The organism is Actinoallomurus sp. NPDC050550 (assembly GCF_040655075.1).
In the GTDB taxonomy this organism is placed as follows: Bacteria; Actinomycetota; Actinomycetes; order Streptosporangiales; family Streptosporangiaceae; genus Actinoallomurus.
The window spans coordinates 64405-90704 of the sequence record NZ_JBFAJC010000027.1; the positions used below are offsets into that span (position 1 = coordinate 64405).

Below are 26300 nucleotides of genomic sequence, written 5' to 3' on the forward strand. Positions count from 1 at the left end.
GACGTTGCGGGGAAGGCGTCAGCTCACGTGAAGATCGACGCCGAGGAGAAGGAGGACCCACAGGAAGATGGCGAGAAGCGCGCTCAGGACGTGCTTGAGCAGGCTGATCGTGATGTAGTGGCGGTCCCACGCCACGAAGATGCCGATCAATATGTAAATCAGGCCGACGAAGCTGAAGCCGCCCCGTATCCGCATATGAGCCTCCTGGTTCGGGGTTGAACGCCCGCCAGATGCCCGATATGGGGGGATTAAAACTTTCGCCACTTGAGGGCCGTCGGGAATGGTGTAGCGAATTCGCCACGCGCGGCGATGTACGGACGAGTCACCGAGGTCGGGTGACCGGCGTCCCGGTCCGGGACATCATCACGGCGTGACCCGCGCTCCCCTCACTGGGTCAGGGAGCACGGGCTGCGGCTGGGCGGCCGGCGGCCGGGCAGCGCCCGCCGGCCGCCCTTTTTCACGTCTGCGGCTGAAGCCGGGTCTAGGACACGCCCTAGTCGAAGAGCACGACCTGCCGGATCGCGTCGCCGCGCTTCAGTGTGGCGATGGCGTCATTGAGGTTCTCGAACCTGATCCGCCGCGTGATCAGGCCCTCGAGGTCGAGCTTGCCGGCGCGCCACAGGTCGACGAAGAGCGGGATGTCGCGCTTGAGATCGCTCTCGCCGTACAGCGAGGGCTTGAGCGTCTTGCCCTCGAACAGCAGCGAGAACGCGCTCATCTGGAAGTTGTCGTCGCCCGCGCCCGCGCCGACCACGATGACGTCGCCGCCGCGCCGGGTGATCTGCCACGCCGTCTGGATGGCCGCGGCCTTCCCGACCACCTCGAAGACGTAGTCGAAGCCCTGGCCTCCCGTCAGCAGGCCGTTCGTCTCCGTGAGATCGTCGAGCGTCGCGGTGTGAGTCGCGCCGAACTGCTTTGCGACGGGGTGCTTCGCCTCGTTCGGGTCGATGGCCAGGATGGTCGCCGCGCCGGCGATCCGGGCGCCCTGGATCACCGACAGGCCCACGCCGCCCGCGCCGACGACGGCGACCTTCGACCCGGGCCGCACCTTCGCCGTGTTGAAGACCGCGCCGACGCCGGTCGGGATGCCGCAGCCGAGCAGCGCGGCGTAGTCGAACGGCACGTCGTCGGCCACCTTGATGACGGCCTGCCGAGGGACCACGAGCTCGTCCGCCCAGGTGCCACAGCCGACCATGCCGAAGGCCGGTTCGTCGCCCAGCCGGAACCGCGGGTCGCCGAAGGCCTCGACGAGGAAGGTCATGCAGAGGTACGGCTCGCCGCGCAGGCAGTCGGCGCAGGTGCCGCAGTCGGGCGTCCAGTTGATGACGACGTGGTCGCCGGGCTGGACGTTCGTGACCCGGTCGCCGACCTCGACGACCTCGCCGGCGCCCTCGTGCCCGGGGACGCATGGCGTCGGCATCGGCAGCACGCCCGACAGGACCGACAGGTCGGAGTGGCAGACGCCCGTCGCCTTGACCTTGACCTTGACCTGGTCGGGACCGGGCTCGGTCGTCGTGGCGTCGTCGCGCAGATCGAGCTCCTCGTCACCGACCTGGCGTAGGACCGCGGCTCGCACCGTGCACACCTCCATGGCAGGGCCGACGGGAGCGCCGGCCGACGATGTGGCGCCCGGGCCGGACGCCGATGTGGCCCCCGGTCGGGGCGCCGGGACTACTCCTCGAGGGTCAGCGCGGCCTTGGGGCAGGACCGTACGGCGTGCCGGACGCGGTCGAGCAGCTCGGCGGGTGGGTGCGGCTCGACGATGTGCAGGACATCGTCGTCATCGAGGTCGAACACCTCGGGCACCAGCCCCACGCACACGCCGTTGGCCTCGCATACCAGCGGATCGACTCGTACTTCCATGGCTCCCTCGCTCAGGTGAGCTTGCGATGGTCCCAGGACGCGACGCTCGTCGGCTCGACGATGTAGGCGTGGCGCTTGGCCGCGGTCTGCTCGACGAACGGGGCGATGGCGTCGTCGTCCTCAAGATCCATCATCCTGCGGACCACTTCGGTGCCAACATACCGAACGTCGTTCGGTTCGGTAAGGGCCCGGACCGTGCCGTACAGCATCAGCCCGCACAGCTCGAAGTATTCCTCGCCCGCCTCGATGAGACAGGTCACCCGAGGGTCGCGGCGCAGGTTGTGCGCCTTCCGCGAGGTCCGGTAGGTCCAGAACGCGATCTTGTCGTCGACCAGTCCGTAGAACATGGTGACCAGGTGTGGGGTGCCGTCGCGGTTGATGGTCGCCAGCTGGAGTTTCTTCTGCTCCTTGAGGAGCGTGGCGACCTCGTCATCCGTCATCGCGACACGGGAGCGCTGACTCACGCCAGAAAGTAGAACACGTTTCAGTCAGTGGCGGCAAGGGGCGCGGTGCGACCGCGCTCCCAAGCGGTCGCACCGCGCTCCCAAGCGGTCGCACCGTCGGCCGGTGCGGCGGGTCAGAACGCCACGCCGCACCGGAGGATCACGTTCGCGTACGGGGTCGCCTCGCCCGTCCGGACCACGAGCTTGACGGCGTGCGCGAGCAGCTTCAGCTCCTCGTGCGGCACGTACGTCAGGGCGGGCAGCCGGTCGTCGAGGAGGGCGTGGCACTCGGGGTTGCCGCCCACGACCTCCTCCGCCGCGATCGCGCCCTCGACGACCAGCTCCGTCAGGATCCCGTCGAGCACCTCGGCGAAGCCGGGGATGCCCGGCAGGAACGCGAGGTCCACGACCTCGACGTCGGCCGGGATCGGCATGCCGCTGTCGCAGATCAGCACCTGGTCGGTGTGCCCGAGCCGGGCCAGGGCGCCCGAGAGGGCGCCGTTGAGGATTCCCGCGCGCTTCACATGTCCTCCAGGTCCCCAAGGCGCGGGAACGAGCTCTGGGCACCGGCCACGCGCACGGCGGCCGCGCCGACGCGGGCCGCGAAGCGCGCGGCCTCCGCGAGGTCGTCGCCCTGCGCCAGCCGCCACGCCAGGGCCCCGGTGAACGCGTCCCCGGCCCCCGTCGTGTCCACGGCCTCGACGCGCGGGCTCGGGACCTCGGTCACGCCGCTGTCGTCGGCGACGACCGCGCCCTCCGCGCCCTTCGTGATCACGACGGAGCGCGGGCCGCGCGCCAGCAGCCCGGCCGGGTCGCTCGCGCCGAGGAAGGCGGCCTCGTGCTCGTTGACGACGAGCGGGTCGCACAGCGCGAGGAGCTCGTCCGGGACCTCGGTGGGCGGCGACAGGTTGACCACCACACGGGCACCGGCGTCGTCGGCGGCGAGCGCGGCGGCCAGCACGGCCTCGAGGGGGATCTCCAGCTGGAGCGAGACCACCGAGGCGTCGGCGATCAGCGGCCTGGCCGCCGTGACGTCATCCTCGGTGATCCGGCCGTTCGCCCCGGGGGAGACGATGATGCTGTTGTCACCGTCGGGGTCCACCGTGATCAGCGCGACCCCGCTCGGGCCCGGTGTGGTGAGGAGGTGGGCGATGTCCACGCCGTCCTCGCGCAGGGCGTCTCGCAGGAAGACGCCCTGGCCGTCGGTGCCGGCGCGGCCGAGGAAGGCCACCCGGCCGCCCAGCCGGGCGGCGGCGACGGCCTGGTTGGCCCCCTTGCCGCCCGGATAGGTCGCCAGGTCCGAGCCGAGGACGGTCTCCCCGGCCGCCGGGCGCCGGTCGACGCGGACCACGAGGTCCGCGTTGACCGAGCCGACGACCAGCACGTCGTAGGTCTTGTCCGGCATCAGGCTCCGTTCGTGAACTGGGCGACATTGTCCTTCGTGGCCACCTTCACGGGGACGGCCACGTTAGCGTCGATCTTGCCGCCCTTCGCGGCCTTCACGGCGGACTGTACGGCCAGCTGACCCAGGAGCACCGGCTGCTGGGCGACGTCGGCGGTCAGCGTGCCCGCCTGGATGGCCTTGATCCCGTCCGGCGTACCGTCGAAGCCGACCACCTTGACCTGCTTGCCGGCCTTCCCGCCCAGCGCCTTGATCGCGCCCAGCGCCATCTCGTCGTTGGCCGCGAACACGCCGGTGATGTCGGAGTGCGCCTGGATCAGGTTGGTCATGACGTCGAGGCCCTTGGTCCGGTCGAAGTCGGCGGGCTGCTGCGCGACGACCTGGATGCCGGGGAACGCCTTGATGCCCTCGGCGAAGCCCTGCTGCCGGTCCCGGGCGGCGGAGGTGCCCGCCGTGCCCTGCAGGACGGCGACCTTGCCCTTGCCGCCGAGCGCCTTGCCGAGCTCCTGCGCCGCCAGCTTGCCGCCGGCGACGTTGTCGGACGCGACGGTCTGGGCGGCGTCCGCGCCGGTCACACCGCGGTCGGCGGCGATCACGGGGATCTTGCTGCGGTCGGCGGCCTTGACCGCCGGCGCGGCGGCCGAGGAGTCGACCGGGTTGATGATGATCGCCTTCATGTTCTGGCTGACGAAGTTCTGCACCTGGTTGACCTGCTGCGAGGCGTCGTTCTGGGCGTCCGTGACCGTGATCTTGACGCCCTCCTTCTTCGCCTCCGCCTCGGCGCCCTGGCGCAGCTGCACGAAGTACGGGTTGTTCAGCGTGGAGACGGACAGGCCGAGCTTGATGTCGCCGCCACCGCCGCCGGTGGAGGAGCTCTTGTTGCAGGCCGTGAGGCCGAGGGCGAGGACCGCTCCGGCGGCCGCCACCGCGGCCGGCTTGATGAACTGCATGATGGTGAGACCTTTCTTGATTCTTCAGCGGGTCTGGCGGCGGCGCAGCGTGTCGAGGAGCACCGCGAGGGCGATGACGACCCCGATCACGACCTGCTGCCAGAAGGCGGAGACCGACAGGAGGTTCAGGCCGTTGCGGAGCACGGCGAGGATGAGAGCGCCGACGAAGGTGCCGAGGGCCTTGCCCTTGCCGCCGGACAGGCTGGCGCCGCCGATGACGACCGCGGCGATCGCGTCCAGCTCGTAGCCGAGGGCGGCCTGCGGCTGGGCCGACGCGAGCCGGCTGGCCAGCACGATGCCGGCGATGGCGGCGAATCCGCCCGCCAGGGCGTACGTGATGAGCTTCTGCCGGGTGACCTTGATCCCGGACAGCCGGGCGGCCTCCTCGTTGCCGCCGATCGCGTACATCGCGCGGCCGGCGTACGTGCGGTTCAGCACGACGGCGGTGATGACGCCCATCACGAGCATCACGATCACCGGCACGGGCAGGTAGCTGCCGATCGTGTCGCCGAGGTGCGACACCGAGTCGGGCAGGGCGATGGGGCTGCCCTGGGAGATGACGAGGCCGAGGCCGCGCGCCACGCCCTGCATGGCGAGCGTGGCGATGAACGGCGGCAGCTTCCCGTACGTGATCAGCGCGCCGTTGACGAGGCCGCACGCGATGCCGACGAGCAGCGCGAAGCCGGTGGCCAGCGGCCAGGGCATCCCGTTGCTGGTGGCGGTCCAGGCGAGGACGACCGCCGAGAGGGCCGCGACCGCGCCGACCGACAGGTCGATGCCGGCCGAGATGATGACGAAGGTCTGCCCGAAGGCGAGGATCGCGGTGACCGCCGCCTGGACGCCGACGTTGAGCAGGTTCGTCACCGTGAGGAAGTCGCCGGACAGCAGCGTCAGGGCGACGACCAGGACGATGAGGCCGATGAGCGAGCCGTTCTCGCTCAGTACGGAACCGCCCTTGCGCAGGCGCAGGACTCCCGTTGTCATGCTGTCTCCTCCAATTCGCCGACGGCGAGCGCCATCACCGAGTCCTGGGTCGCGTCGGCGGCGCTGAGCTCGCCGGCGAGCCTGCCGCGCGCCATCACGAGCACCCGGTCGCTCATGCCCAGCACCTCGGGGAGGTCGCTGGAGATCATGAGCACCGCGTGCCCGGCGGCGGTGAGCGAGTTGATGAGCTGGTAGATCTCGACCTTCGCGCCGACGTCGATGCCGCGCGTCGGCTCGTCGAGGATGAGGACCTTCGCCTCGGCCAGCAGCCACTTGCCGATGACGATCTTCTGCTGGTTGCCGCCGGACAGCGTGCGGACCTCCTGGGTGAGGCCGCTCATCCGCACGCCGAGCTGCTCGGCGACCTTGGCGGCGGCCTTGGTCTGGCCCGCCCGGTCGACGAACCCGGCGTGCGTCGCGTGGCGCATCGTCACCAGGCCGAGGTTCTCCCGGATGTCCGCGCCGAGGACGAGCCCCTGGCCCTTGCGGTCCTCCGGCACCAGGCCGAGCCCCGCCTCCATGGCGGTGGTGACGTCGCCGCGGCGGAGCCGCCGCCCGTCGACGAGGACCTCGCCGTAGTCGTAGTGGTCCGCGCCGAAGATCGCCCGCACCACCTCGGTACGGCCGGCGCCGACCAGCCCGGCCAGGCCGACGACCTCGCCGGCGCGCACCTCGAAGGACACGTCCTCGAAGACGCCCGTACGGGTGAGGCCGCGGACCTCCAGCAGCGGAGCGCCCCGCGTGGAACGTTCCCGTGGGTACTGCTGGTCGATGGAGCGGCCGACCATCAGGCGTACGAGGTCGTCCTCGGGCGTGTCGGCGGGTACCTCGGCGACCGACGCACCGTCCCGCAGCACCGTGACCCGGTCGCCGACCTGGGCGATCTCCTCCAGGTGGTGGGTGATGAAGATGATCGCGACGCCCTGCTCCTTGAGCTGCCGGACGATCGTGAACAACCGCTCCACCTCGGTGGTCGTGAGCACGGCGGTCGGCTCGTCCATGATCAGCACCCGGGCGTCGAGGCCGAGCGCCTTGGCGATCTCCACCATCTGCATCCGCGCGATGCCGAGGGTCTCCAGCGGCGCACGCGGGTCCGCGTCCACGCCGACCCGGTCGAGCAGCTCCTGGGCGTGGGCGTACATCGCCTTCTTGTCGACGAACCCGAAGCGCCGGGGCGGCCGGCCGAGCATGAGGTTCTCCGCCACGGTCAGCTGGGGCACCAGGTTGAACTCCTGGTAGATGGTGGCGATGCCGAGCCGCTGGGCGTCCTCGGCGGTGCGGATCGCGGTCTCCCGGCCGTCCACGAAGATCGTGCCCTCGTCCGGATGGTACGCGCCGGACAGCATCTTGATCAGCGTGCTCTTGCCCGCGCCGTTCTCGCCGAGGAGGACGTGCACCTCGCCCGGCCGCAGGTCGAAGTCGACGCCGTCGAGCGCCACGACCCCGGGGAACCGCTTGCGCAGCCCGCGCACCCGCAGGATCTCCTCTGTCATCGGGTCTCCGTTTCTCCGCAGGAGCGGCGGATCACGAGCCGGGCCGGCAGGACCACCGACTCGACGGGGCGGCGCTCGACGCGGCTCAGGAGCACCTGGACCGCGCGCCGTCCGAGCTCTTCGGCGGGCTGGGTGATCGCGGTGATCGGCGGGTCCAGGTGCACGAACCAGGCCACGTCGTCGAACGAGGCCAGCGCGACGTCGCCCGGGATCCGCAGCCCGCGCGCCCGGATTTCGTCCAGGGCGCCGAGCGCCATGAGGTTGTCTCCCGCGAAGATCACTTCGGGAGGTTCGGGCAGGTCGAGGAAGCGGGCCGCGATGGCCCGGCCGCTGGCCGCCTGGAAGTCACCCGCTTCGAGGTACTCGTCGCGGATGTCGAGACCGCGTTCTCGCATCGCGTCCAGGAACGCCCGCGTCCGCTCCCGGCCGGTGGACAGCAGCTCCGGCCCGGAGATGAACGCGACCCGGCGGTGGCCGAGCCGGTGGATGTGCCGGACGAGGTCGTGGATGGCCGCGGTGCCGTCGGCGCGCACGGCCGGCACGTCCAGGCCGGGGAGCGTGCGGTCGAGGAAGACGAGGGGACTGCCCGCGCGGACGCAGTCCTCGACGAGCGGGGTCGTCTCCGCGGTCGGGCAGATCAGCAGGCCGTCGACCCGCTGCTCGAGGAGCGTGCGCACGTAGTGGTCCTGCTGCTCGGGGCGCTCGTCGGCGTTGCCGATGACGACCGTGTACCCGGCCGCCCGCGCCTCGTCCTCGACCGCCCGGGCCATCGCGGCGAAGAACGGGTTGAGGATGTCGCCGATGATCAGCCCGAGCGTCCGGGTGGCCTCGGTGCGCAGCGAGCGGGCGACGCCGTTCGGCGTGTAGCGCAGCGCCCGCATGGCCGCCACGACCTTCTCCCGGGTCTCCTCGCTGACGCGCGGACTGTCGTTGAGCACGCGCGACACCGTGGCGACGGAGACGCCGGCGTGTGCGGCGACGTCCTTGATGCCGGCCATCGGCCCTCCTCATCCGCACTGTGGAAACGATTACACGGACTATATGGAAACGATTACATGATCGACATGTGACCTGGCTCACATTAGGGGCGAATGGGGAGCCAACGGTCGCGGCGGATAGGGTGCCCGGGGTGACCAGCCAGGCGACGAACCACGTGCCGACAGCCGACGGGCGGCCGCCCGTGACCGACGTGCCGATGCCGGCCGACCTGCGCCGCGCCGCCGAGGCCGCCAAGGGCTTCATGCCGGCGCCGGAAGGGCTCGCGCTGTACGAGACGGCCCTGGAGTACGGTGCGCGCGGGCCGATCCTCGAGGTCGGCAGCTACTGCGGGAAGTCGGCCGTCTACCTCGGAGCCGCCGCCCGTACGGCCGGCTCCACGGTGGTCACGGTCGACCACCACCACGGCTCGGAGGAGAACCAGTCGGGCTGGGAGCACCACGACCCCGCCCTCGTCGACCCGACGACGGGCCGGATGGACACCCTCCCGGTGTTCCGCCGGACGATCGCCGCCGCCGGCCTCGAGGACCACGTCATCGCGATCGTCGGCGAGTCCGGCGCCGTCGCGGCGCTGTGGGCGCGGCCACTGGCCATGGTGTTCATCGACGGCGGCCACGCCGAGGATCTCGCCCAGGCCGACTACGACGGCTGGGCGCCGCACGTCATGCCGGGCGGCGCCCTCGTCTTCCACGACATCTTCCCCGACCCCGCCGACGGCGGTCAGGCGCCGTACCACGTCTACCAGCGGGCCCTCGCCACCGGGCAGTGGACCGAACGCCGCGTCGAGGGCTCCCTCCGCGTCCTGGAGCGGTCCTGACCCTCAGCTCTGCGCGCGCCGGACGAACACCGCGAACACCGCGGTGACCATCGTCATCGCACCGATGACGACGAGCTGGGTGTGCATCCCGGCGATCAGCGAGCCGTTGGCATCAGAGGGAAGGGCCAGGGCGTACAGGACGGACGTTCCGACGGCGCTGCCGATGAGCTGCCCGCCCTGGTGCAGCCCGCCCGCGGTGCCCGCGAGGCGTGTCGGGGAGTGCCCGAGGACCGCTGCGGCCGCGGTGGGGATCACCAGGCCCAGACCGAGCCCGGCGAACGGCAGCCACGGCCACACGGCGGTGTAGGACGAGTGTGCTCCGAGGGTGGACAGGCCGAAGGCCGCGACCATGGTGAGCAGCAGCCCGATGACGAGCGGAGGCCGCGGCCCGGCCCGCCCGCCGACGGCGGCCGCCACGCCCGCGCCGACGATGTACGCCAGCGTCATCGGCAGCACTCCCACCGCCGTGGACACCGGTGACCTGTGGAGAACGACCTGCAGATAGATCGTCAGCAGGAAGTACAGGCCGTTCAGCGCGGCGAAGCCGATCGCCGTGAGGCCGATCGCCGCCGGGAGCGACGGGGAGGCCAGCAGGACCGGAGGACGGCCGCGCCGCATCTGCGACTCCACGATCCAGAAGATGACCACCAGCAGTACGGCACCCACGAGCAGCACGCCCGTCACCACGCCGTTCGACACGCGGACACGTATCACCGCGAAGGTCAGCACGAACAGCGCAGCCGACAGGAAGACCATCCCGGGCCCGCTGAACGACGCCGCCGTGTCGCCGCGCGATTCCCGGCCGGCGACCAGGACGATCAGGGCGGCGAGGATGCCCACCGCCGCCGGGAGGACGAACACGAACCGCCACGCGAGCTCGGAGATCACGGGCCATGCCATGAACACGCCGGCGAGCGCCGCGCCGCCGGTCACGGCGCCCCAGATCCCGGTGGCGACGTTCAGCCTGACGCCGGAGAAGGCCTCCCGGACGAGCCCCAGACCGGCCGGCAGCGCAAGGCCCGCCGCGACGCCCGCCACGAGGCGCAGCGCGATGAGCACCCCGACGGCGGGCGAGAGGGCCGCCAGGAAGGTGGCCGCCGCGCACGCGGCCGTACCGATGACGAAGAGTTTCTTGCGCCCGAACCGGTCGGCGAGCCACCCGCCGACGACGACCGGCAGCGCCAGCCCCAGGAGTTGCGCGTTCGCGACCCAGGTCAGCTCACCGACGCTGACGTGCATGTCTCGCTGGATCGCGGGGAGCGCGAGGTTCACCCCGCTCGCGGGCAGCGAGTTCGCCAGCACGCCCAGAACCACGCCGATCAGCGCCACCCACGGAACGCCGCGAGAAGCCGCCGGGGACGGGGCCGCGGCCTGGGTGGTGCCGCCTGCGGCGGTCATCCCCTGGGTGAGCAGTGTCGTGACGTCACCGTGCTGCGCGCTGGGCGGCGCGCCCAGCAGGTGCATGAGAGCCTGGACGGCGGTCGGCCGCCGCCGCGGGTCCTTCTCCAGGCAGGCGGCTACCAGCCCCGCCAGCCACGGAGGCAGCCCGTTCAGATCCGGGGCGCCGTACAGGATCCCGTGCATCACCGACGGAACCGAGTCGCCCGCGAAGGCCCGGCGGCCGGTCGCCGCGAACACCATCGTCAGGCCCCACGCGAACATGTCGGCGGCCGGCCCGATCGCCCCATTCGCCAGCTGCTCCGGCGCCATGTACGCGGGCGTGCCGACGACCTGGCTCGTCATCGTCGCGTCGGAGTCCAGTACCCGCGCGATGCCGAAGTCGATGACGCGGGGACCGCCCGGCCCCATGATGACGTTCGCGGGCTTGAAATCCCGGTGCACGATCCCGGCCTGGTGGATCGCCGCGAGCGCGGTCGCGCTGCCGATCGCGAGCCGCAGCAGGTCGGGCTCGGCGAGCCGGCCCAGCTCCTGCAGCGCCGGGCCCGGTACGAACTCGCTCACGATGTACGGCTGGTCGCCGGCGACGTTCGCGTCGACCACCGGCGCGGTGCAGAACCCGGGGACCCTCTCGGCGGCCGACAGCTCCCGTACGAACCGCGACCGCGCCTTGGCGTCACCGCTGAGCTGGGCGCGCAGCAGCTTGATCGCCACCTGGCGTCCGGCCGCGTCCGCCGCGAGGTAGACCACGCCTTGGCCGCCCTCCCCGAGGCGTGCCGTCAGCGTGTAGTCGCCGAGCCGTGGGGGATCGCTCGGGAGCAGCGCTGCCGTCATTCCGTCCTCCGGAGGGGTCAGCCGTTCGGCCGTCGGCCATGGGCCGAATCCGATCTTTATCAGAAACGGGCCGACGGCGACCATATCGGCACGCTCCGCATCCGACCGGATCCGGACGCCGCTCCGGAGCGCCGGTCAGGCGCCGAGCGCGGCGCGGACGTCCATCAGCGCGAAACCGAGCAGGTTCAGGCCCCGCCACTCCGCCGGGCGCAGCGCCTCCGGCTGGGACGCCGACAGCCCGATTCCCCAGATGGTGTCGTACGGGCTGGCCTCCACGAGCACACGGTCGCCCGTGCCCAGCAGGAAGCCGCGCAGCGCGGAACTCTGCCCGAACTTCGCCTCGTTGGCCGCGACGACCAGGCCGTACCGCTGCTCGGCCCACGTCTCCTCGTCGAACCCGCGCACCTTGCGCCCTGCGCCCTTGGCCTTGCCCGGGTCATCGTCGGCGAGCACGCGCTTCTCCGCCTCGGCATCCCCGAACAGCCGAGCCTTCCCGGCCATCATGTAGTGCTCGGCGGTGGCATACCGCACGCCGTCCACCGTGAACGGCGCCGGATACCACTGACTCAGGCAACTCTTGCCGACACCGCCGCCCTTCGGCGGCCGATGCCCCCAGAACAGCAACAGCTCCGGTAGTTCGCCCTGCTCTTCCAGCCGGACCAGATCCTCGACGCGCATACCGCCCGATGCTGGCGGACCCGGCCGCCCGCCGCAATCCGATTCCCGGCGAAGCGGCGCGTCGTACCCCTCGAGCGGACCCCACCTGCCCCGGCACCGTCTCGCTCAGCGACAGCGACCCCTCGGTGGACAGCCACCTGAGCAAGGCCCAGCTCCTCCAGTCGTTCGGCCGCTACGCCGGCACCTCCTGAGCCCTCGGCTGGGGGCGCTGGCCGGCCTTCACCTCCGGGTGGACCGGAGGAAGACCGTGGCGAATACCAGTGCGAACGCCACCAGCGCACAGGTGAAGGTCAGCCCCGCGTACTGGGCGGGGGCGTCGATCGTGCCGGTGAAGCCGAGGGCGGTCCAGATGGTGCGCCGCAGGCCCATCGAGATCGGCAGGGCGAGCGCGCCCGCGGTCGCCGCGACGGAGGCGGCGTGCCGCAGTGGTCCTGTCGGTGCGGGCCGGCCGGTGAGGCACAGCAGCGTGTCGCTGATGACCGCGAAGGCGAACATGCCGCCCGCGAACCATGCGGTCTCGATGAAGAACAGCGCGCTGAACCCATCCTCTTGGGCTTGCGAGCCGGCTACTCCTACGCCGCCCACCAGGCTGGCCACCACGACGAGGACCGTGAAGCGCCGACGGACCCAGGCGGGGGCGTCGGTGCGTGCCATCCAGCCGGAAACCCACCCGAACATCCGCGGCAACCTCTGCCCGAGCAGGTCGGCGAGAAGTTGTGCGTCCTCCAGCCAGTCGCCGCCGTCCTGTCCGCCGTTCCGGTCGGGCAGCAGGCGCCGCGCCCGGGAGTGGAACAACCAGGTGAGAATGGTCGGTACGGCGACCACACCGAGGGTGCCGATCAGCCAGGGCGTCCCTGAATCCCACAGCCTGCGCTGGGCACGGGTGGCGAACGCGATCCAGTCGGCGGAATAGGTCACCGAACGAGCAGTGTGGCGAGGCCGGCGGCGCGGAGCAGCTGGGTGACCCGGTAGAGCGGCTGCGGTTCGCTGCGCCGGCACAGTGGAATGCGCAGCAGGACGAGAAGGACGAGGATCGGCACACAGAAGACCGTGAACGTCACGACTGCGTCGTAGGGGTCGTCCTGCCAGGGGCTGCCGTTGCGGACGGATTTCACCTGCGTGGTCACATAGCCGAACACGGCGAACAGGATCGCGTTCAGCACCGCGGCCGCGAGAGCCGTCCGTACCGCCGGCCGCGCCCGATGCCCCACCGGCAGGCTTTCGCTGTCAACAACCGTCACGTGGACCACTCCATGTGCGCGATCGGGATCGTATGGTCTCCGGGACGCACTAACTGTTGACGTCCTGGCGCAGGAAGACCACCAGTGCCCCGATTTCCAGGATCAGGAAGGGGATGTACGCGTGGCCGAAGAGGGTGAGGGCCCCGATCCCGATCAGAAGCTCGCCGGCCACGGCGGCGTCGTGCGAAACCGTCGGGGTCTTGCTCTGCACCGCGCTCGCCACGTATCCCATCACCCCCGCGACGACGCAGAACACGACCCCGAGGGTGAGCGAAGCGGCGAGCTTCCCAAGGAACACCTCGCTGCGCCTCGGCCGCGCTATGAGCCAGGGCCGGATCGTACCGCCGCTGAAATCGCCCCCGGCGACCACTGCGGCGCGGCACATGAAGATCGAGGCCACGACCATTCCGGCCTGCTGGAATCCGCCCAGCGGGGTCTGGTGCTGCGGCTTGTAGTTGAACATCAGGAAGCCCAGTAGCGCCAGGCCGAAGAGCATCAGCAGGAGATGGGCTCGGTTGCAGATCCAGCGCGTTGGTCGGCTCGTCCAGCAGCAGGACCGCCGGGGAGGCGAACAGCGCGGCGCCGATCGCCACCCGCTGCCGGTAGCCCTGGGAGAGCGTCTTGACGCGCTTGCCCAGCACGTCGTCGATCTCCATCAGCTCGGCCACCTCCTTCAATTCGGAGGCGGGCGCGCCGGTCAGGACGCGCTGGATCTCAAGATTGCGGCGCACCGACATCCCCGGGTACAGGGCCGGGCCCTCGATCATCGCGGAGAGGGGGCGTTTCCCGTCGCCGACCCGCATCGTCACCGAGCCTTCGGTGGGACGGACCAGCCGTGTCAACACGCGCATGGTGGTCGATTTGCCGGCGCCGTTGAGGCCGACCAACGCGGTGACCTGACCCCGCTTGGGGGCCCAGTCCAGGGCATCGACGGCAACCGCCGTGCCGAACTTCTTCGTCATCCCCGCAAGGAGAACGGGCGACTCGTTTTCTACTATGCCCCAGATACTACACGTCGCGTAGTACTCGTCGCGTACTAATCGACGCGAACCATCGGCGTCCGCGCCATGGAGACCGTGCGAGTGGCGCCATCGACGGCGCCCGATGAGACCGTGGCCGGCGGGGTCGCCAGCCGCCGGGATCCGTGCAGGCGGGGCAGGGCGCTTCGACGATTCCCAGGGACGCCGCGGCAGCGGCGCTACTTGACGGTGGGTGCCAAGTACTGGACGATGTCCGTCAAGTAGGCGTGACCGAGTCGTCGGGCGCGCAGAGCTGCCGGGAGGCCGACCATCCGCACCGAGCTCATCGACCAGTTGACCCGCCTCATCGACGTCCGGCTGCTCGATCCGCTGGAGATCCTCCTCGACGGCGACGACGCGGTGGAGGCACTGCGCCGTACGGTCCGGGCGCGGGCGGAGGCCTGGGCGGACCGGATGCTCGACGGGGACGAGCAGACCGCGACGCACGCGATCGTGCGGGTCGTCGCGACGCTCTACCCCGGTGACGGGCCGTTCGATCCGCCCGCCGAGTGGTGGCGCACGCCGCTGGGTCAGGTCGTCGTCCGGCGGGTCGGGCATCCGACCGTGCAGGCGGTGTCGTACTCGGTCGCCGGCGCGATGCTCGGCATCACCCGGCAGGGCGTCCACGACCTGGTGACGCGGGGCAAGCTCGAACGCCACCCGGACGGCGGCGTGACGCCCGCGTCCGTACGCGATCGCCTGAACCGGCGGTCTCCCACCTCATGAGAGGAACCCCCATGCACGTCCCGATCGCGACCCACGACTTCGGCGGGCCGGGTACGCCCCTGCTCCTGCTGCACGGGGCCGGCGCCAACCTGGCGACGATGGAGCCCTTCGCGCGTGAGCTGTCGGCGCGCTTCCGTGTGGTCACCCTCGACCTGCGCGGACACGGCGAGTCCGGTGACGGGCCGTGGGAGTGGGCGGCGGTGCTCGATGACCTCGAAACCGTCGTCCGCGACCTCGACCTTGGTGCGCCCGCGGTCGTCGGCTGGTCGCTGGGCGGCATGCTCGCCGCGCTGTGGGCCGACCGCCACCCGGAGTGCCCGCTGGCGGTCAGCATCGACGGCACCCCGCCGCCGGGCCGCCCGGACCAGCTCGACGGCCTCGACCCCGCGCGGGCGGAGACGGAGCTCGACCGGCTGCGGGCCGCGTTCGCCGGCGTGTCCGCAGCGTACTCTCAGCCGCTGTCGCCCGAACAGGTCGACGCGGCCCTGGAAGGACAGCGGGCCATGGCGCGGCGGCACAACGCATCCGAGGAGATGGCGGTCGAGGGCGTCCGGCGCAACCTCGTCACCCGGGACGGGGAGACCTGGATGCGGCCCTCCCCGGACGTCCTCGACGGGCTCCGTACGGCGTTGGACACGCTCGACGTCATCCCGGTCTACGACCGGGTGCGGTGTCCGCTCCTGGTCGCGGTCGCCACGGAGGACCTGCCGGAGCAGCAGCCGTTCCAGGAGCTGTACGCCGCCTACCGGCGCGGCTTCGAGAAGCGCCTGAGGGCAGTGGCGGAGGCGAATCCCGCGGTACGCGTCGTTCGCGTGGAGGGGGCGAGCCACGCGATGGTCGCCGAGCGGCCCGCCGAACTGGCCAAGCTGATCGGCGCGTTCGCGGACGAGGGTTAGTTCAGGGCCAGGGGCTCGTTCACCGGGACCGGCCTTGAACGTGGCGAGAGTCGGACTCGCTGCTCGGCCTGGGGGTTTCGCCGAGTTGCTGGAGGGCGAGTCGCGCAGCGGAGATTCCGACCTCGGCGAGCAGTCCGGGCGCGGCGGACTGGTCTGTGGCCACGGTGAGGGTATCGCCGCGGCTGACCGCTGGGCGGTCGTGCCATGTTGTCCCGGGCAGGTCGATGGCCCCGGTGCAGTCCGTGCGTATGGTGCCGCGGTGCCACTGCACCGCGGCGCGCCAGCCAGGCCAGGTCTGGTCGAGAAGACGCTGCACTCGGCGTTCGGCGTCGGTTTTCCGCTCGTCTGGGGCGCATGCGGCGGAGATCTGCATGAGTTCATGCCCGGGCGGGGCCAGAGTGGGGTCGGCGAGGCTGTAGCGGGCGGCGTAGATCCGGTCGTCCAGGTCCATTACCCGGAACCAGCCCGGGCCGCCGTCGGCCCGCAAGCCCAGGTCGAACGTTGCCACCCGGGCGCTGGGCCAGGTGAGCGAGCTGTCGCCGGTCAACTGGCGCGCTGTGGCGAGGCTGGTGGCGAGGATCGTCGGGCCCGCGGGCAGGGTGGGTACCCGTGTCCGGGTGCTTATCCGCGCGCCGAGACCGGCGGCTCGCTCGGCAAGAAGATCGACCAGGGTGGACCATCCCCCGGCCACGTACCGGGCGCCGCCGGCAAGCGTCCGGCGGAGGCGCTGGTGGGCGAACTCGGCCGAAAGCCGCCCGGGGTCGTGGTCGAAGCTGAAGATGAAGGCCACTCCGACGATCGCCTCAGCCGTCTTCGCGTCGACGTGCCGGAGCAGCCATGCGCGGAACGATTCCTGTGGCGGTGCCTCGGCGGGCAGGGCGGCGATGGCCTCGCTGAGCTCGGCCGGCCACGGGCCGAACCGGCCTCCGGCCCGGACGAGGCCGGGAAGGCGCGGTGCCTCCACGATGGGCGGCGTAAGGCCGCGGTGTTCCAGCCACGCCCACCATGGCCCGTCCACATAGATCGCGTGGGGACCGGCGTTGGCCCGGTAGGGAGCTGCCAGCGAGCGTGCTCGCCCGCCTGGCCGGGAATGTGCCTCGGCAACGGTCACCTGCCAGCCGTGTTCGGCTGCCTCGATGGCGGCGGTGAGCCCGGTGAGCCCCGCGCCGATGATCGTCAGGTCTGGTTCCACAAGAGGGTCCCTTCTGTGCGGCGTCCTCCAAACGGGAAAGTGGCGGGGAACCTTTGGGAGGTTCCGGCTAACTTTCCTGACGTGGACCCGGAGAACGTCGCGGCGGCTCAGCAGGGGGACGCGCTCGCGTTGGACCGGCTTCTCGACGAGCTGGCCCCCTATGTCCGCCGACTGTGCGCACGGATCGCCCCGGCGGCGGCCGACGATGCGGCACAGGAGGCCCTGCTGGAGATCTTCCGGGGCCTGCCTTCGCTGCGCGCCCCTGAGGCGATCATGACCTGGGTACGGTCGGTCACCGTCCGGACGGCGATCCGGCTCACCCGCCGCCATGACCTGGAGGTGCCTGCGGAGGGAACGCTCATCGACCGCCACGACTCCTCTCGCGAAGGGCTGGTGGACATCGATGATGCCCTGGCGCGTCTGCCGGTCTCCCAGCGCGTCGTGCTGGTCCTGCGCACCCGGGAAGGCCTCAGCGAACAAGAGATCGCCGCCACTTTGGGGATCCCGGCGGGAACCGTGAAATCCCGGTTGCATCGAGCCAGGGCCGCGTTCCGGGAGGAGTGGGAATCGTGAACGAACCCGTGGCGCTCCCCGACATCGACCCGATCGACCGCCTCGCCGTTCTCGCGGCCGGCCTGCCCGGCGCCGCAGTCCGGCAGCGCCGCGTCGCCGCCCCCTTCGACGCTGTGTGGCAGGTCATCGCGGACCTGGAACACGCCCTCCCCAGCTACGAACCCGGTGTCGCCCACGTGCGCGTCATCGAGCGGCGCGGCGAGTTTCTGCGCCTTCTGGTGCGAGACACCGCCGACCGCGAAGAGGCGATGGACGCCAGGCTCCGGCCAGGCTGGTGCCTGATGCAATCCGCCACCGTCGTCGTCGCCTTCGCCGCGCGCAGCCTGGGCGGCGAGACCCTGCTGGCCCATCTTGAACATCGGCGCGCGCAGACCCCGGCGGCCGGCCGAAGCCGGCCACAAGACCGCCGCGCCGCCCTCGCGAAAATCGACCAGGAGCTCCGCACAATCGAAAGACTCGCCACCCACGATGAGAGGTAGTGGACGTTCTCGCCGACGAGGTACCAGCGTCCGGTGAGGCCCTAGTTCAGCGCCAGGGACTCCGACTCGCAGCCGCAGGCGACCGGGTCGGCGGGTTCGGAGGGGCCGAGGGGGCGGCCGTCGACCTCTTTGAACAGGCGTGCGGCGGGGGAGGCGTCGGCGAGGGCGTCGGCGGCGAGGATGACGGCGGCGGCCGTGTAGGTCGAGCGGTCGCCGGGGAAGTGCCGCCGGTTGGCGAACTGCCAGCCGGTCCAGTACGAGCCGTCGTCGTGCCGGAGGTGCTGGATGGCGGCGAACAGGTCGCGGGCGCGGGCGGTGTCGCCCATCGCGTCGAGGGCGAGCACGAGTTCGCTCGACTCCGCGCCGGTCACCCACGGCTGGTCGGAGACGCACCGGCAGCCGAGGTCGTCGACGACGAACGTCTCCCAGCCCTCGTCGATCCGGCGGTACGCCGCGTGGCCGCGCAGCGGGCCGCCGAGGACGGGGTAGTACCAGTCCATCGAGAACCGGTTCTTGTCGGCGAACGCCTCCGGGTGGGAGGCGACGATGTGGCCGAGCTGGTCGGCGGCGAGCTCCCAGTCGGGCTGGGGCTCGCCGAGATGTTCGGCGAGGGCGACGGCGCAGCGCAGCGACTGGTGGATCGACGAGCAGCCGGTGAGCAGCGCGTGGTCGTCGGGGGAGCCGTCCGGGTGCCGGATCCAGATGATCTCGCCGCGGGCGGTCTGCAGGCCGAGCGTGAACTCGATCGCGCGGCGCACCGTGGGCCACATCCGCTCCGCGAAGGCGATGTCCCCGGTGAGCGTCAGCTCGTGCCAGACGCCGACGGCGACGTACGCGGCGTGGTTGGACTCGCCGCCCGGTTCGGTGATCTCGCCCAGCACCCACTTGGCGGGCCAGGAGCCGTCGTCGCGCTGGTGCGCGCGCAGCCACGCGTACGCGCGGCGCGCCTCGGCGCGGAACCCGGTGGCGGAGAGCGCCATGGCGGCCTCGACGTGGTTCCAGGCGTCGACGTGGCCGGGGACGCCGTCGGTGGGCGCGAACCACGGGATGGCGCCCGAGGGCTCCTGCTGGGCGGCGATGGTGCGGGCGGTGGCGAGGATGTCGTCTGCGGTCAGGATTCCTGGTACGGCCTCAGGCCGCCGCATGCGCCTTCTCCTGCTCCTCGGTGACGGGGGCGGTGGGCTTGGTGAAGTAGACGACGACGCTCTTGCCGATGACCGGGTTCAGCACGCGTTCGGCGAGCCGGGTCGCGAGGGGGCGCTTCATGATGTCCCAGACGAGCACCTGGTGGTACGCCTTGGCGAGCGGGTTGCCGTCGTTGTTGACGCCGACCGCGCACTTGATCCACCAGTACGGCGCGTGCAGGCCGTGGGCGTGGTGGTGGCCGCCGACCTCGAAGCCGGTCGCCTTGAGCTTGGCCTCGAGCTCGGCGCGGGTGTAGATGCGCACGTGCCCGCCCGGGGCGGTGTGGTAGTCCTCCGACAGCGCCCAGCAGATGCGTTCGGGCAGCCACGAGGGCACGGTCACGGCGAGCTCGCCGCCGGGCTTGAGCACGCGCAGCAGCTCGGCCATGGCCGACATGTCGTCCGGGATGTGCTCGAGCACCTCGGCGGCGACGATCTTGTCGAAGGCGTCGTCGGGGAACGGCAGGCTCAGCGCGTCGCCGGTCACCGTGCGCGCCGACGCCCCTTCGGGCGGCTCGCCCTTCAGCTCCATCGCGGCGAACATCTTCGCCACCTCGGCCAGCTCCCGCTCGTCGCGGTCGAACGCGACGACGTTGGCACCGCGCCGGTAGAGCTCGAACGCGTGCCGCCCGGCGCCGCAGCCCATGTCGAGCACGTGCTCGCCGGGCGACACGCGGAACCGGTCGAAATCCACGGTCAGCAGGGTCATGCTCCTTCCGGGCGGTGCCCGTGTCGGCGGGCGATGGCGGCCTCGTACCGGCCTACGATGGCCCGCGCGACGGCGGACCAGGTGAACCGCTCCTGCACGCGCGCGTAGCCCGCCGCGCCGACCCGCTCGCGCTCCTCGGGGGAGTCGTGCAGTCGGCCGAGCACGCCCGCCAGCTCCTCGGCGTCGCCGGGCTCGACGAGGATGGCCGCGTCGCCGACGACCTCCGGCAGCGCGCCCGTACGGCTGGCGACGAGCGGGGTGCCCGAGGCCATGTGCTCGACGGCGGGCAGGGAGAAGCCCTCGTACAGCGAGGGCACGACCGCGATCTCGGCGCTCGCGAGGAGCTCGCCGAGCTCCTCGTCGGAGATGCCGGAGACGAACCGGACGCGGTCGCCGAGCGAAAGTTCGCCGACGAGCTTGTCGGTGGGGCCGCCGGGGGTGGGCTTGCCGACGACCACCACGTGGACGTCGCGTTCGGTGGCGAGCTTGGCGACCGCGCGCAGCAGCGTCGCGACGCCCTTGAGCGGGGAGTCGGCGCTGGCCACGGCGACGATGCGGCCGGGCACGCGCTCGCCGCGCGGGTGGAAGTAGCGGGTGTCGACGCCGAGCGGCAGGATGTGCACCTGCTCGGGTGGCGCCTGGAAGTCGCGGATGATGTCGCGCTTGGACGACTCGGAGACGGTGAGGATGGGGCCGATGCGCTGGGCGACCCGCGCCTGCATGGCGACGAAGCCGTACCAGCGGCGCTTGCCGAACCGCTCCTTGAGGCCCTTGGCCGCCTCGATCTCGATCCGGCGGTCCACGCTGATCGGGTGGTGGATGCTGGTGACGAGGGGCAGGCCGAGGCGGGGGATGGCGAGGTTGCCGTAGCCGAGCACCTGGTTGTCGTGCACGACGTCGAACATGTCGCGGCGTTTGCGCAGCTCGCGCAGCACCCGGAGGCTGAACGTCAGCGGCTCGGGAAAGCCGCCGGTCTTCATGTGCGCGAACTCCAGCACGTCGATCCAGTCGCGGTACTCCGACAACGCCGGCGTGCGGAACGGGTTCTCGTCGGCGTACAGGTCCAGGCTCGGGACCTTGTGCAGCACGATCTCGTCGCGGTCGAGCTCGGGGTACGGCTGGCCGGAGAAGACCTCGACGTGATGCCCGAGGTCGACCAGTTCCCGGGACACGTGCCGGAGATAGACGCCCTGGCCGCCGCAGTGCGGCTTGCTGCGGTAGGAGAGCAGGGCCACTCGCAACGGTTTGCCGACCTCACCCACGCGCCGCCCCTCCCGCAAGTGTCACTCCTGGTGAAGTTAGACCATAGCCTGACAGGGGTTACTGGCGGGTTGGTATTAGGCACGGAGTCCAAAAAGGTGGCGAAAGCCACTTTCGGCGTACCAGGGGATCACCCGCTGAATCGGACCGGCATCTCCTTGATGCCGTTGATGAAGTTCGACCGGAGACGGCGCGGCTCCCCGGCGAGGGCGATGTCCGGGAGCCGCTCGGCGAGCGTCTCGAACAGCGCCCGCAGCTCCAGACGTGCCAGGTGGGAGCCCAGGCAGAAGTGCGGGCCGCCGCCCCCGAAGCCGATGTGCGGGTTCGGGTCCCGGCCGATGTCGAACTCGTACGGGTCGGGGAAGACGCCCTCGTCCCTGTTGGCCGAGGCGTAGAACACCACGACCTTGTCGCCCTCGCGGATCTCCCGCCCGCCCAGCTCGGTGTCCCGCATCGCCGTGCGCTTGAACATGTTGACCGGGCTGACCCAGCGCACGATCTCGTCGGCGGCCGTACGCGCCAGGTCGCCGCCGTTCCGGCGGTCCTCGACCAGGCGCCGCCACTGGTCGGGGTGCTCGAAGAAGGCCAGCATGCCGCCCGACCCTGCGTTGCGGGTGGTCTCGTTGCCGGCGACGATCAGCAGCATCATGAACAGGTCGAACTCGTCGACCGTGAGCTCCTCGCCGTCGTGCGGGCGCAGCAGCGTCGTGACGATGTCGTCCCGGGGCTCCTTCCGGCGCCGTTCCGCCAGTTCGTTGGCGTAGGCGTACAGCTCGGTCGCGGCGGCGCCCTCTTCCTCCTCCGTCGAGCGCAGATCCGGTCGTCCTCGCCGATCAGGCGGTTCGACCACTCGAAGATCTTCTCCCGGTCCTCCACCGGCGCGCCGATGAGCTCGCAGATCACGTACAGCGGCAGAGGAGCGGAGAGGTCGTGCACGAAGTCGGCCTCGCCCCGGCCCGCGACCTCGTCGATGAGGCTCCGGCAGATCTCGCGGACGTGGTCTTCGAGCCGCCCGATGGTGCGCGGGGTGAACCCCTTGTTGACGATGCTCCGCTTGCGGGTGTGCTCCGGCGGGTCCTGGTTGAGCATCATCATCCGGTTCATCACGAGATGCTCGTCGGTCGGCTCGTAGAACAGCGCGAGCCTGCGGTACGAGGAGAAGATTTCGGGGTGGCGGGAGACGTGCACCACGTCGTCGTAGCGGGTGACCGCCCAGAAGTCCGGGTCACCGGAGTGCCGGTGGACGGGGTCGTGGTGGCGTAGCCGGTGGAACTGGTCGTGCGGGATGCCGCCGCTCGCGTACCGGTCGGGGTCGACCAGGTCGATGTCCATTCACGGACCTCCGTCACAGTTCGGCTGTCTTGAATCCTCCGGCGGGAAGCTCGGTCAGCGCCTCGGCGAGCGCTTCGGCGGTCGAGCCCGTCACCCGCGCCGCCACCGTGGGCGGCGCCATGACCGAGACGGTGCCGCCGTACACGACGAACACCTGACCGGTCACGTCCTCGGCGGCGGGCGAGGCGAGGTAGGCCACCAGCGGCGAGACGTGCTCCGGGCCCAGCGGGTCGGGGCCGTCCCCGGGCGGCGGGCCGAACACCCCGGCCGTCATCGCCGTACGGGCGCGCGGGCAGATCGCGTTGGCGCGCACGCCGTAGCGCCCGCACGACTGGGCGATGGCGACCGTGAGCGCGGCGATGCCGCCCTTGGCCGCCGCGTAGTTCGGCTGGCCGGGCGAGCCGAGCAGGAACGCCTCGGACGCGGTGTTGACGATCCGGGCGTAGATCGGGCCGCCCTGTTCCTTCGACCGGGCCCGCCAGTACGTCGTCGCGTGGCGGGCCATCACGAAGTGGCCCTTGAGGTGGACCCCCACGACGGCGTCCCACTCCGCCTCGGACATGTTGAAGACCATGCGGTCGCGGGTGATGCCCGCGTTGTTGACCAGGACGTCGAAGGTCCCGTACGCCTCCAGCGCCGTCTTCAGCAGCGCCTCGCCGGTCGCCCAGTCCGCGACGTCGCCCTCGGCGATCACCGCTTCGGCGCTTTCCCGGCGGACAAGCTCGGCGGTCCGGCGGACGGCCTCGCCCGGCAGGTCGTTGAGGACCAGCCGAGCTCCGCGGCGGGCGAACTCGAGCGCGTGCGCGCGGCCGAGTCCGTTACCGGCACCGGTGATCGCGACGACCCGGCCCTCGAGTGATACGTCGTTCCCGTGGGAGTTCTCGTCGGACGAGACGGCCATGCGGCTCCTTCCACCGGACGACGGCATGTCAACCGCCCGGGTGGCCTTCCGGATGGCTGACATGCCGTGTCCCAATATAAGTGAAACCTGTTCTAGACGCGCGGTTTGGACGGGGTGAATCGGACCGGAAGTTCCTTGATGCCGTTGATGAAGTTCGACCGCAGCCGGCTGACCTCGCCCGCCTGCTCGATGTCCGGCATCCGCTCCAGGAGCACCTCGAACAGCACGGTCAGCTCGAGCCGGGCGAGGTGCGTGCCGAGGCAGAAGTGCGGGCCGCCGCCGCCGAAGCCGATGTGCGGGTTCGGGTCGCGGCCGACGTCGAAGGTGTACGGGTCCTCGAAGACGTCCTCGTCGCGGTTGGCCGACGGGTAGAAGATGACGACCTTGTCGCCTTCCTTGATCTGCCGCCCGCGCAGCTCGGTGTCGCACATCGCCGTCCGCCGGAACAGGTTGACGGGGCTGACCCAGCGCACGATCTCGTCGGCGGTCGTCTTGATCAGGCCCCGGTTGGCCAGCAGCCGCCGCCACTGGCCGGGGTGCTGGAAGAAGGTCAGCATGCCGCCGGACGCGCCGTTCCGCGTGGTCTCGTTGCCCGCCATGATCAGCAGGAGGATGAACATCGCGAACTCGTCCGCGCTGAGCACCCGGCCGTCGGCGTCGGGCTGCAGCAGCTTGGTGGCGATGTCGTCGCCCGGGTGCTTCCGGTGGTACGCCGCCAGATCGTGGGCGTAGCCGAGGATCTCCGCCGAGACGTCGCGCGCGTGCTCGGCCGAGGTGCCGTAGTCCGGGTCGTCGAAGCCGATCAGGGCGTTGGACAGGTCGAACAGCCTGTTCCGGTCCTCCACGGGCGCGCCGATGAGCTCGCAGATGACGTGCAGCGGGAACGGCGCGGAGATGTCGCGCACGAAGCACGCCTCGCCGCGCTCGACCACGTCGTCGATGAGCTGATGGCTGACGTCGCGGATGTGCTCCTCGAGTTGTTTGATCATCCGCGGTGTGAAGCCCTTGTTGACGTAACTCCGCTGCTTGGTGTGCTGCGGCGGGTCCATGAAGAGCATCATCAGCCGGTACAGCGCGATGTCGTCGTCGGTGAACTCGTCGAACATCGATGTGCGCGCATGTGAGGAGAACAGCTCCGGGTGGCGGGAGACGTGGACCACGTCGTCGTACTTGGTCACCGCCCAGAAGCCGGGGGAGTCCTCGTTCGGGTCCTCGTGCCAGTAGACCGGCGCCTCCCGCCGGAGCCGGCGGAAGCCTTCGTCCGGAAAGCCCCCTTGCTCGTACAAATCCGGCGAAATGATGTCGATCCGCATCGGCGCTCCTCAGGAGGCGGCTGGCTCTGAAACACGTTCTAAACCAAGCGCTCGCTCGGGTCAAGATGAAGGAGGTCGCAGGGGGCGTGGCGCGCGTCTCATCAGCGCAACGTGGCCGACTCGTCACAGATGTTCGGGGCCCGTAAATGAGGTTCGGGGCGGCGGCGGACGAGCGTGAACCGCGCCGGGCGAAGAGGCGCCGGGACGGCCGCGAGGGCGGCGCGGTGGGGCCGGTGAGGAGGGCGGGTGCGGTTCGGAACGCGAGAGACGGGGCGGGGCGCGTCTCAGACGCGTTCGAGGATCGTGGCGGTGGACAGCGCTCCGCCCGCGCACATCGTGACCAGAGCCGTGGAGGCGTCGCGGCGCTCCAGTTCGTGGAGGGCCGTGGTGATGAGGCGGGCCCCGGTGGCGCCGACCGGATGGCCGAGGGCGATGGCGCCGCCGTTGACGTTCACTCGGTCCAGGTCCGGCTCGTGGACCGACGCCCAGGACAGGACCACGGACGCGAACGCCTCGTTCACCTCGAACAGGTCGATGTCCCGCATGGACATGCCCGCCGAGGCGAGGACCGTGGACGTCGCCTGGACCGGGCCGTCGAGGTGGTAGTACGGCTCGGCGCCGACGAGCGCCTGGGCCCGGATCCGCGCGCGAGGCCGCAGGCCGTTCGCCCGCGCCCGTTCCTCGGACATCACCAGCACGGCCGCCGCGCCGTCGGAGATCTGCGAGGACGTTCCCGCCGTGTGCAGCCCGTCCCCGGCGGCCGACCGCAGCCTCGACAGGCCGTCGAGTGTGGTCTCGCGCAGCCCCTGGTCGCGGGTGACGGTGCGGACCTCGCCGGTCGGCGCGCCGCCGTCGTCGAGCACCGGCGCCTCGAGCGGCGCGATCTCGCGCTCGAACCGGCCGTCCGCCTGGGCCTTGGCCGCCAGCTGCTGGGAGCGCAGGCCGAAGGCGTCGAGGTCGGCGCGGGTCAGGCCGCGGCGCGCGGCGATGCGCTCGGCGGCGGTGAACTGGTCCGGCAGGTCGATCGACCAGTCGTCCGGGCGGGAGCGGGCGTACGGGTGCCGGCCCCCGGTCTCCTCGCAGGGGCCCGTGCTCGCGACGTTCGCGCCGAGGGGTGCGCGGCTCATCACCTCGACGCCGCAGCCGATCGCGGCCTCGACGACGCCGGCGTGGATGAGGGCGGCGGCCAGGTGGACGGCCTGCTGGCTCGACCCGCACTGGGCGTCGAGCGTCGTGACGCCGGCCTGGTAGGGGAGTCCGGCATAGAGCCAGGCGTGGCGCCCGACGTGCCCGCCCTGCTCACCCGCCTGGGTGACGCAGCCTGCGAACACCTGGCCGATTTCGGCCGGGTCGATCCCGGCGCGCTCGACGGCGGCGCGCTGGGCGTGGGCCAGCACGGCCTGGGGTTTGAGTCCGGCGAGCCATCCGCGGCGCCTGCCGATCGGTGTGCGTACGGCTTCCACGATGACCGGCGAGCCCATTTGGCCTCCTGCGGTAACGACGCTTCGCCGAAACTATAACCCGTTCTAAGACGGGATCTGCAAGCCTGCCCGCACCTTTCGATGTCGGAGAGAACTTGTTCCTGTTCGGTTTCGAGTCGGGGAGCGCGGCCGCGGA

30 protein-coding genes and 1 pseudogene are annotated in these 26300 nt (G+C 71.1%); 6 read left to right on the forward strand and 25 right to left on the reverse strand.

The features are described from left to right. Positions 1-18: 18 nt before the first annotated feature. The 10 genes from AB0I04_RS31790 to AB0I04_RS31835 all read right to left on the reverse strand — a co-directional run bounded on the left by AB0I04_RS31790 (position 19) and on the right by AB0I04_RS31835 (position 8133). Positions 19-195 carry a hypothetical protein gene (locus AB0I04_RS31790; protein ID WP_360892686.1) on the reverse strand — a complete coding sequence of 59 codons (177 nt, stop codon included), beginning with the start codon at positions 193-195 and terminating at the stop codon, positions 19-21. 298 nt (positions 196-493) lie between these two features. Further along, positions 494-1576 carry a Zn-dependent alcohol dehydrogenase gene (locus AB0I04_RS31795; protein ID WP_360892688.1) on the reverse strand — a complete coding sequence of 361 codons (1083 nt, stop codon included), beginning with the start codon at positions 1574-1576 and terminating at the stop codon, positions 494-496. Positions 1577-1671: 95 nt separating this feature from the next. Continuing rightward, complete coding sequence (locus AB0I04_RS31800) at positions 1672-1863, reverse strand: ferredoxin (RefSeq protein ID WP_252809494.1); 192 nt, start codon at positions 1861-1863, stop codon at positions 1672-1674. An 11-nt stretch (positions 1864-1874) separates the two neighbouring features. Then, on the reverse strand, positions 1875-2303 hold the full coding sequence (locus tag AB0I04_RS31805; protein ID WP_360892691.1) for a pyridoxamine 5'-phosphate oxidase family protein: 429 nt from the start codon (positions 2301-2303) through the stop codon (positions 1875-1877). Positions 2304-2440: 137 nt separating this feature from the next. After that, complete coding sequence (gene rbsD, locus AB0I04_RS31810; RefSeq protein ID WP_360892694.1) at positions 2441-2830, reverse strand: D-ribose pyranase; 390 nt, start codon at positions 2828-2830, stop codon at positions 2441-2443. Further along, a complete protein-coding gene (locus tag AB0I04_RS31815) occupies positions 2827-3711 on the reverse strand; it encodes a ribokinase (protein WP_360892696.1) in 885 nt (294 codons plus the stop codon). Before AB0I04_RS31815 ends, rbsD begins: the two co-directional genes overlap by 4 nt. Beyond that, positions 3711-4658: a substrate-binding domain-containing protein gene (locus tag AB0I04_RS31820; protein WP_360892699.1), complete on the reverse strand. Its 948-nt coding sequence runs from the start codon at positions 4656-4658 to the stop codon at positions 3711-3713. The genes AB0I04_RS31815 and AB0I04_RS31820 overlap by 1 nt, the downstream gene beginning before the upstream one ends. A 24-nt stretch (positions 4659-4682) precedes the next feature. Next, entirely contained in the window at positions 4683-5642 is a 960-nt protein-coding gene (locus AB0I04_RS31825; RefSeq protein ID WP_360892702.1) for an ABC transporter permease, read from the reverse strand. Next, positions 5639-7135: a sugar ABC transporter ATP-binding protein gene (locus AB0I04_RS31830; protein WP_360892705.1), complete on the reverse strand. Its 1497-nt coding sequence runs from the start codon at positions 7133-7135 to the stop codon at positions 5639-5641. The genes AB0I04_RS31825 and AB0I04_RS31830 overlap by 4 nt, the downstream gene beginning before the upstream one ends. After that, on the reverse strand, positions 7132-8133 hold the full coding sequence (locus AB0I04_RS31835; RefSeq protein WP_360892708.1) for a LacI family DNA-binding transcriptional regulator: 1002 nt from the start codon (positions 8131-8133) through the stop codon (positions 7132-7134). Before AB0I04_RS31835 ends, AB0I04_RS31830 begins: the two co-directional genes overlap by 4 nt. Positions 8134-8330: 197 nt before the next feature. Between AB0I04_RS31835 and AB0I04_RS31840 the strand changes: the two genes are divergently transcribed. Then, on the forward strand, positions 8331-8948 hold the full coding sequence (locus AB0I04_RS31840; protein ID WP_360892879.1) for a class I SAM-dependent methyltransferase: 618 nt from the start codon (positions 8331-8333) through the stop codon (positions 8946-8948). A gap of 3 nt (positions 8949-8951) precedes the next feature. Here the strand turns inward: AB0I04_RS31840 and AB0I04_RS31845 are convergent, their stop codons facing one another. Together AB0I04_RS31845 and AB0I04_RS31850 are read right to left on the reverse strand one after the other, a co-directional pair. After that, the gene (locus tag AB0I04_RS31845) at positions 8952-11180 is read right to left on the reverse strand and encodes an MDR family MFS transporter (protein ID WP_360892711.1); all 2229 of its coding nucleotides are present in this window, start codon (positions 11178-11180) and stop codon (positions 8952-8954) included. A 135-nt stretch (positions 11181-11315) separates the two neighbouring features. After that, entirely contained in the window at positions 11316-11858 is a 543-nt protein-coding gene (locus AB0I04_RS31850) for an NADAR family protein (protein WP_360892714.1), read from the reverse strand. 8 nt (positions 11859-11866) lie between these two features. Here AB0I04_RS31850 and AB0I04_RS31855 point away from each other — a divergent pair, with 8 nt between their 5' ends. Beyond that, the gene (locus tag AB0I04_RS31855) at positions 11867-12049 is read left to right on the forward strand and encodes a hypothetical protein (protein ID WP_360892717.1); all 183 of its coding nucleotides are present in this window, start codon (positions 11867-11869) and stop codon (positions 12047-12049) included. 28 nt (positions 12050-12077) lie between these two features. On the opposite strand, the gene AB0I04_RS31860 is transcribed toward AB0I04_RS31855, so the two are convergent. The 4 genes and pseudogenes from AB0I04_RS31860 to AB0I04_RS31875 form a co-directional block, all read right to left on the reverse strand. Further along, positions 12078-12776: a hypothetical protein gene (locus AB0I04_RS31860; RefSeq protein ID WP_360892719.1), complete on the reverse strand. Its 699-nt coding sequence runs from the start codon at positions 12774-12776 to the stop codon at positions 12078-12080. Further along, positions 12773-13099 (reverse strand): hypothetical protein, encoded by a 327-nt coding sequence (locus AB0I04_RS31865; protein WP_360892722.1) that lies wholly within the window; start codon positions 13097-13099, stop codon positions 12773-12775. The genes AB0I04_RS31860 and AB0I04_RS31865 overlap by 4 nt, the downstream gene beginning before the upstream one ends. Before the next feature lie 49 nt (positions 13100-13148). Then, positions 13149-13595 (reverse strand): hypothetical protein, encoded by a 447-nt coding sequence (locus AB0I04_RS31870; protein WP_360892896.1) that lies wholly within the window; start codon positions 13593-13595, stop codon positions 13149-13151. A gap of 94 nt (positions 13596-13689) precedes the next feature. Next, positions 13690-14061 (reverse strand): annotated as a pseudogene (locus AB0I04_RS31875) (ATP-binding cassette domain-containing protein); the annotation flags it as partial. A 351-nt stretch (positions 14062-14412) separates the two neighbouring features. Between AB0I04_RS31875 and AB0I04_RS31880 the strand changes: the two are divergent. Both AB0I04_RS31880 and AB0I04_RS31885 read left to right on the forward strand, forming a co-directional pair. Further along, a complete protein-coding gene (locus tag AB0I04_RS31880) occupies positions 14413-14844 on the forward strand; it encodes a hypothetical protein (protein WP_360892725.1) in 432 nt (143 codons plus the stop codon). An 11-nt stretch (positions 14845-14855) separates the two neighbouring features. Further along, positions 14856-15740 (forward strand): alpha/beta hydrolase, encoded by an 885-nt coding sequence (locus AB0I04_RS31885; protein ID WP_360892728.1) that lies wholly within the window; start codon positions 14856-14858, stop codon positions 15738-15740. Between the two features lie 19 nt (positions 15741-15759). Here AB0I04_RS31885 and AB0I04_RS31890 read toward each other — a convergent pair whose 3' ends face one another. Beyond that, complete coding sequence (locus tag AB0I04_RS31890; protein WP_360892731.1) at positions 15760-16932, reverse strand: FAD-dependent oxidoreductase; 1173 nt, start codon at positions 16930-16932, stop codon at positions 15760-15762. Between the two features lie 81 nt (positions 16933-17013). Here AB0I04_RS31890 and AB0I04_RS31895 point away from each other — a divergent pair, with 81 nt between their 5' ends. Together AB0I04_RS31895 and AB0I04_RS31900 are read left to right on the forward strand one after the other, a co-directional pair. Then, positions 17014-17505 carry an RNA polymerase sigma factor gene (locus AB0I04_RS31895; protein WP_360892734.1) on the forward strand — a complete coding sequence of 164 codons (492 nt, stop codon included), beginning with the start codon at positions 17014-17016 and terminating at the stop codon, positions 17503-17505. After that, a complete protein-coding gene (locus tag AB0I04_RS31900; RefSeq protein WP_360892737.1) occupies positions 17502-17984 on the forward strand; it encodes a hypothetical protein in 483 nt (160 codons plus the stop codon). Before AB0I04_RS31895 ends, AB0I04_RS31900 begins: the two co-directional genes overlap by 4 nt. Before the next feature lie 41 nt (positions 17985-18025). On the opposite strand, the gene AB0I04_RS31905 is transcribed toward AB0I04_RS31900, so the two are convergent. From AB0I04_RS31905 to AB0I04_RS31940, 8 genes are all read right to left on the reverse strand, one after another. Further along, a complete protein-coding gene (locus tag AB0I04_RS31905) occupies positions 18026-19129 on the reverse strand; it encodes a prenyltransferase (protein ID WP_360892740.1) in 1104 nt (367 codons plus the stop codon). Further along, positions 19116-19871 (reverse strand): methyltransferase domain-containing protein, encoded by a 756-nt coding sequence (locus AB0I04_RS31910; RefSeq protein ID WP_360892882.1) that lies wholly within the window; start codon positions 19869-19871, stop codon positions 19116-19118. Before AB0I04_RS31910 ends, AB0I04_RS31905 begins: the two co-directional genes overlap by 14 nt. A 2-nt stretch (positions 19872-19873) precedes the next feature. Further along, positions 19874-21139 carry a glycosyltransferase family 4 protein gene (locus tag AB0I04_RS31915; protein ID WP_360892743.1) on the reverse strand — a complete coding sequence of 422 codons (1266 nt, stop codon included), beginning with the start codon at positions 21137-21139 and terminating at the stop codon, positions 19874-19876. 128 nt (positions 21140-21267) lie between these two features. Beyond that, the gene (locus AB0I04_RS31920; protein WP_360892885.1) at positions 21268-21888 is read right to left on the reverse strand and encodes a cytochrome P450; all 621 of its coding nucleotides are present in this window, start codon (positions 21886-21888) and stop codon (positions 21268-21270) included. Beyond that, entirely contained in the window at positions 21783-22469 is a 687-nt protein-coding gene (locus tag AB0I04_RS31925) for a hypothetical protein (RefSeq protein WP_360892746.1), read from the reverse strand. The genes AB0I04_RS31920 and AB0I04_RS31925 overlap by 106 nt, the downstream gene beginning before the upstream one ends. A 13-nt stretch (positions 22470-22482) precedes the next feature. After that, on the reverse strand, positions 22483-23370 hold the full coding sequence (locus AB0I04_RS31930; RefSeq protein ID WP_360892749.1) for an SDR family NAD(P)-dependent oxidoreductase: 888 nt from the start codon (positions 23368-23370) through the stop codon (positions 22483-22485). A gap of 92 nt (positions 23371-23462) precedes the next feature. Next, positions 23463-24683 (reverse strand): cytochrome P450, encoded by a 1221-nt coding sequence (locus AB0I04_RS31935; protein WP_360892752.1) that lies wholly within the window; start codon positions 24681-24683, stop codon positions 23463-23465. 284 nt (positions 24684-24967) lie between these two features. Further along, positions 24968-26164 (reverse strand): steroid 3-ketoacyl-CoA thiolase, encoded by a 1197-nt coding sequence (locus tag AB0I04_RS31940; RefSeq protein ID WP_360892754.1) that lies wholly within the window; start codon positions 26162-26164, stop codon positions 24968-24970. Between the last annotated feature and the right edge of the window lie 136 nt (positions 26165-26300).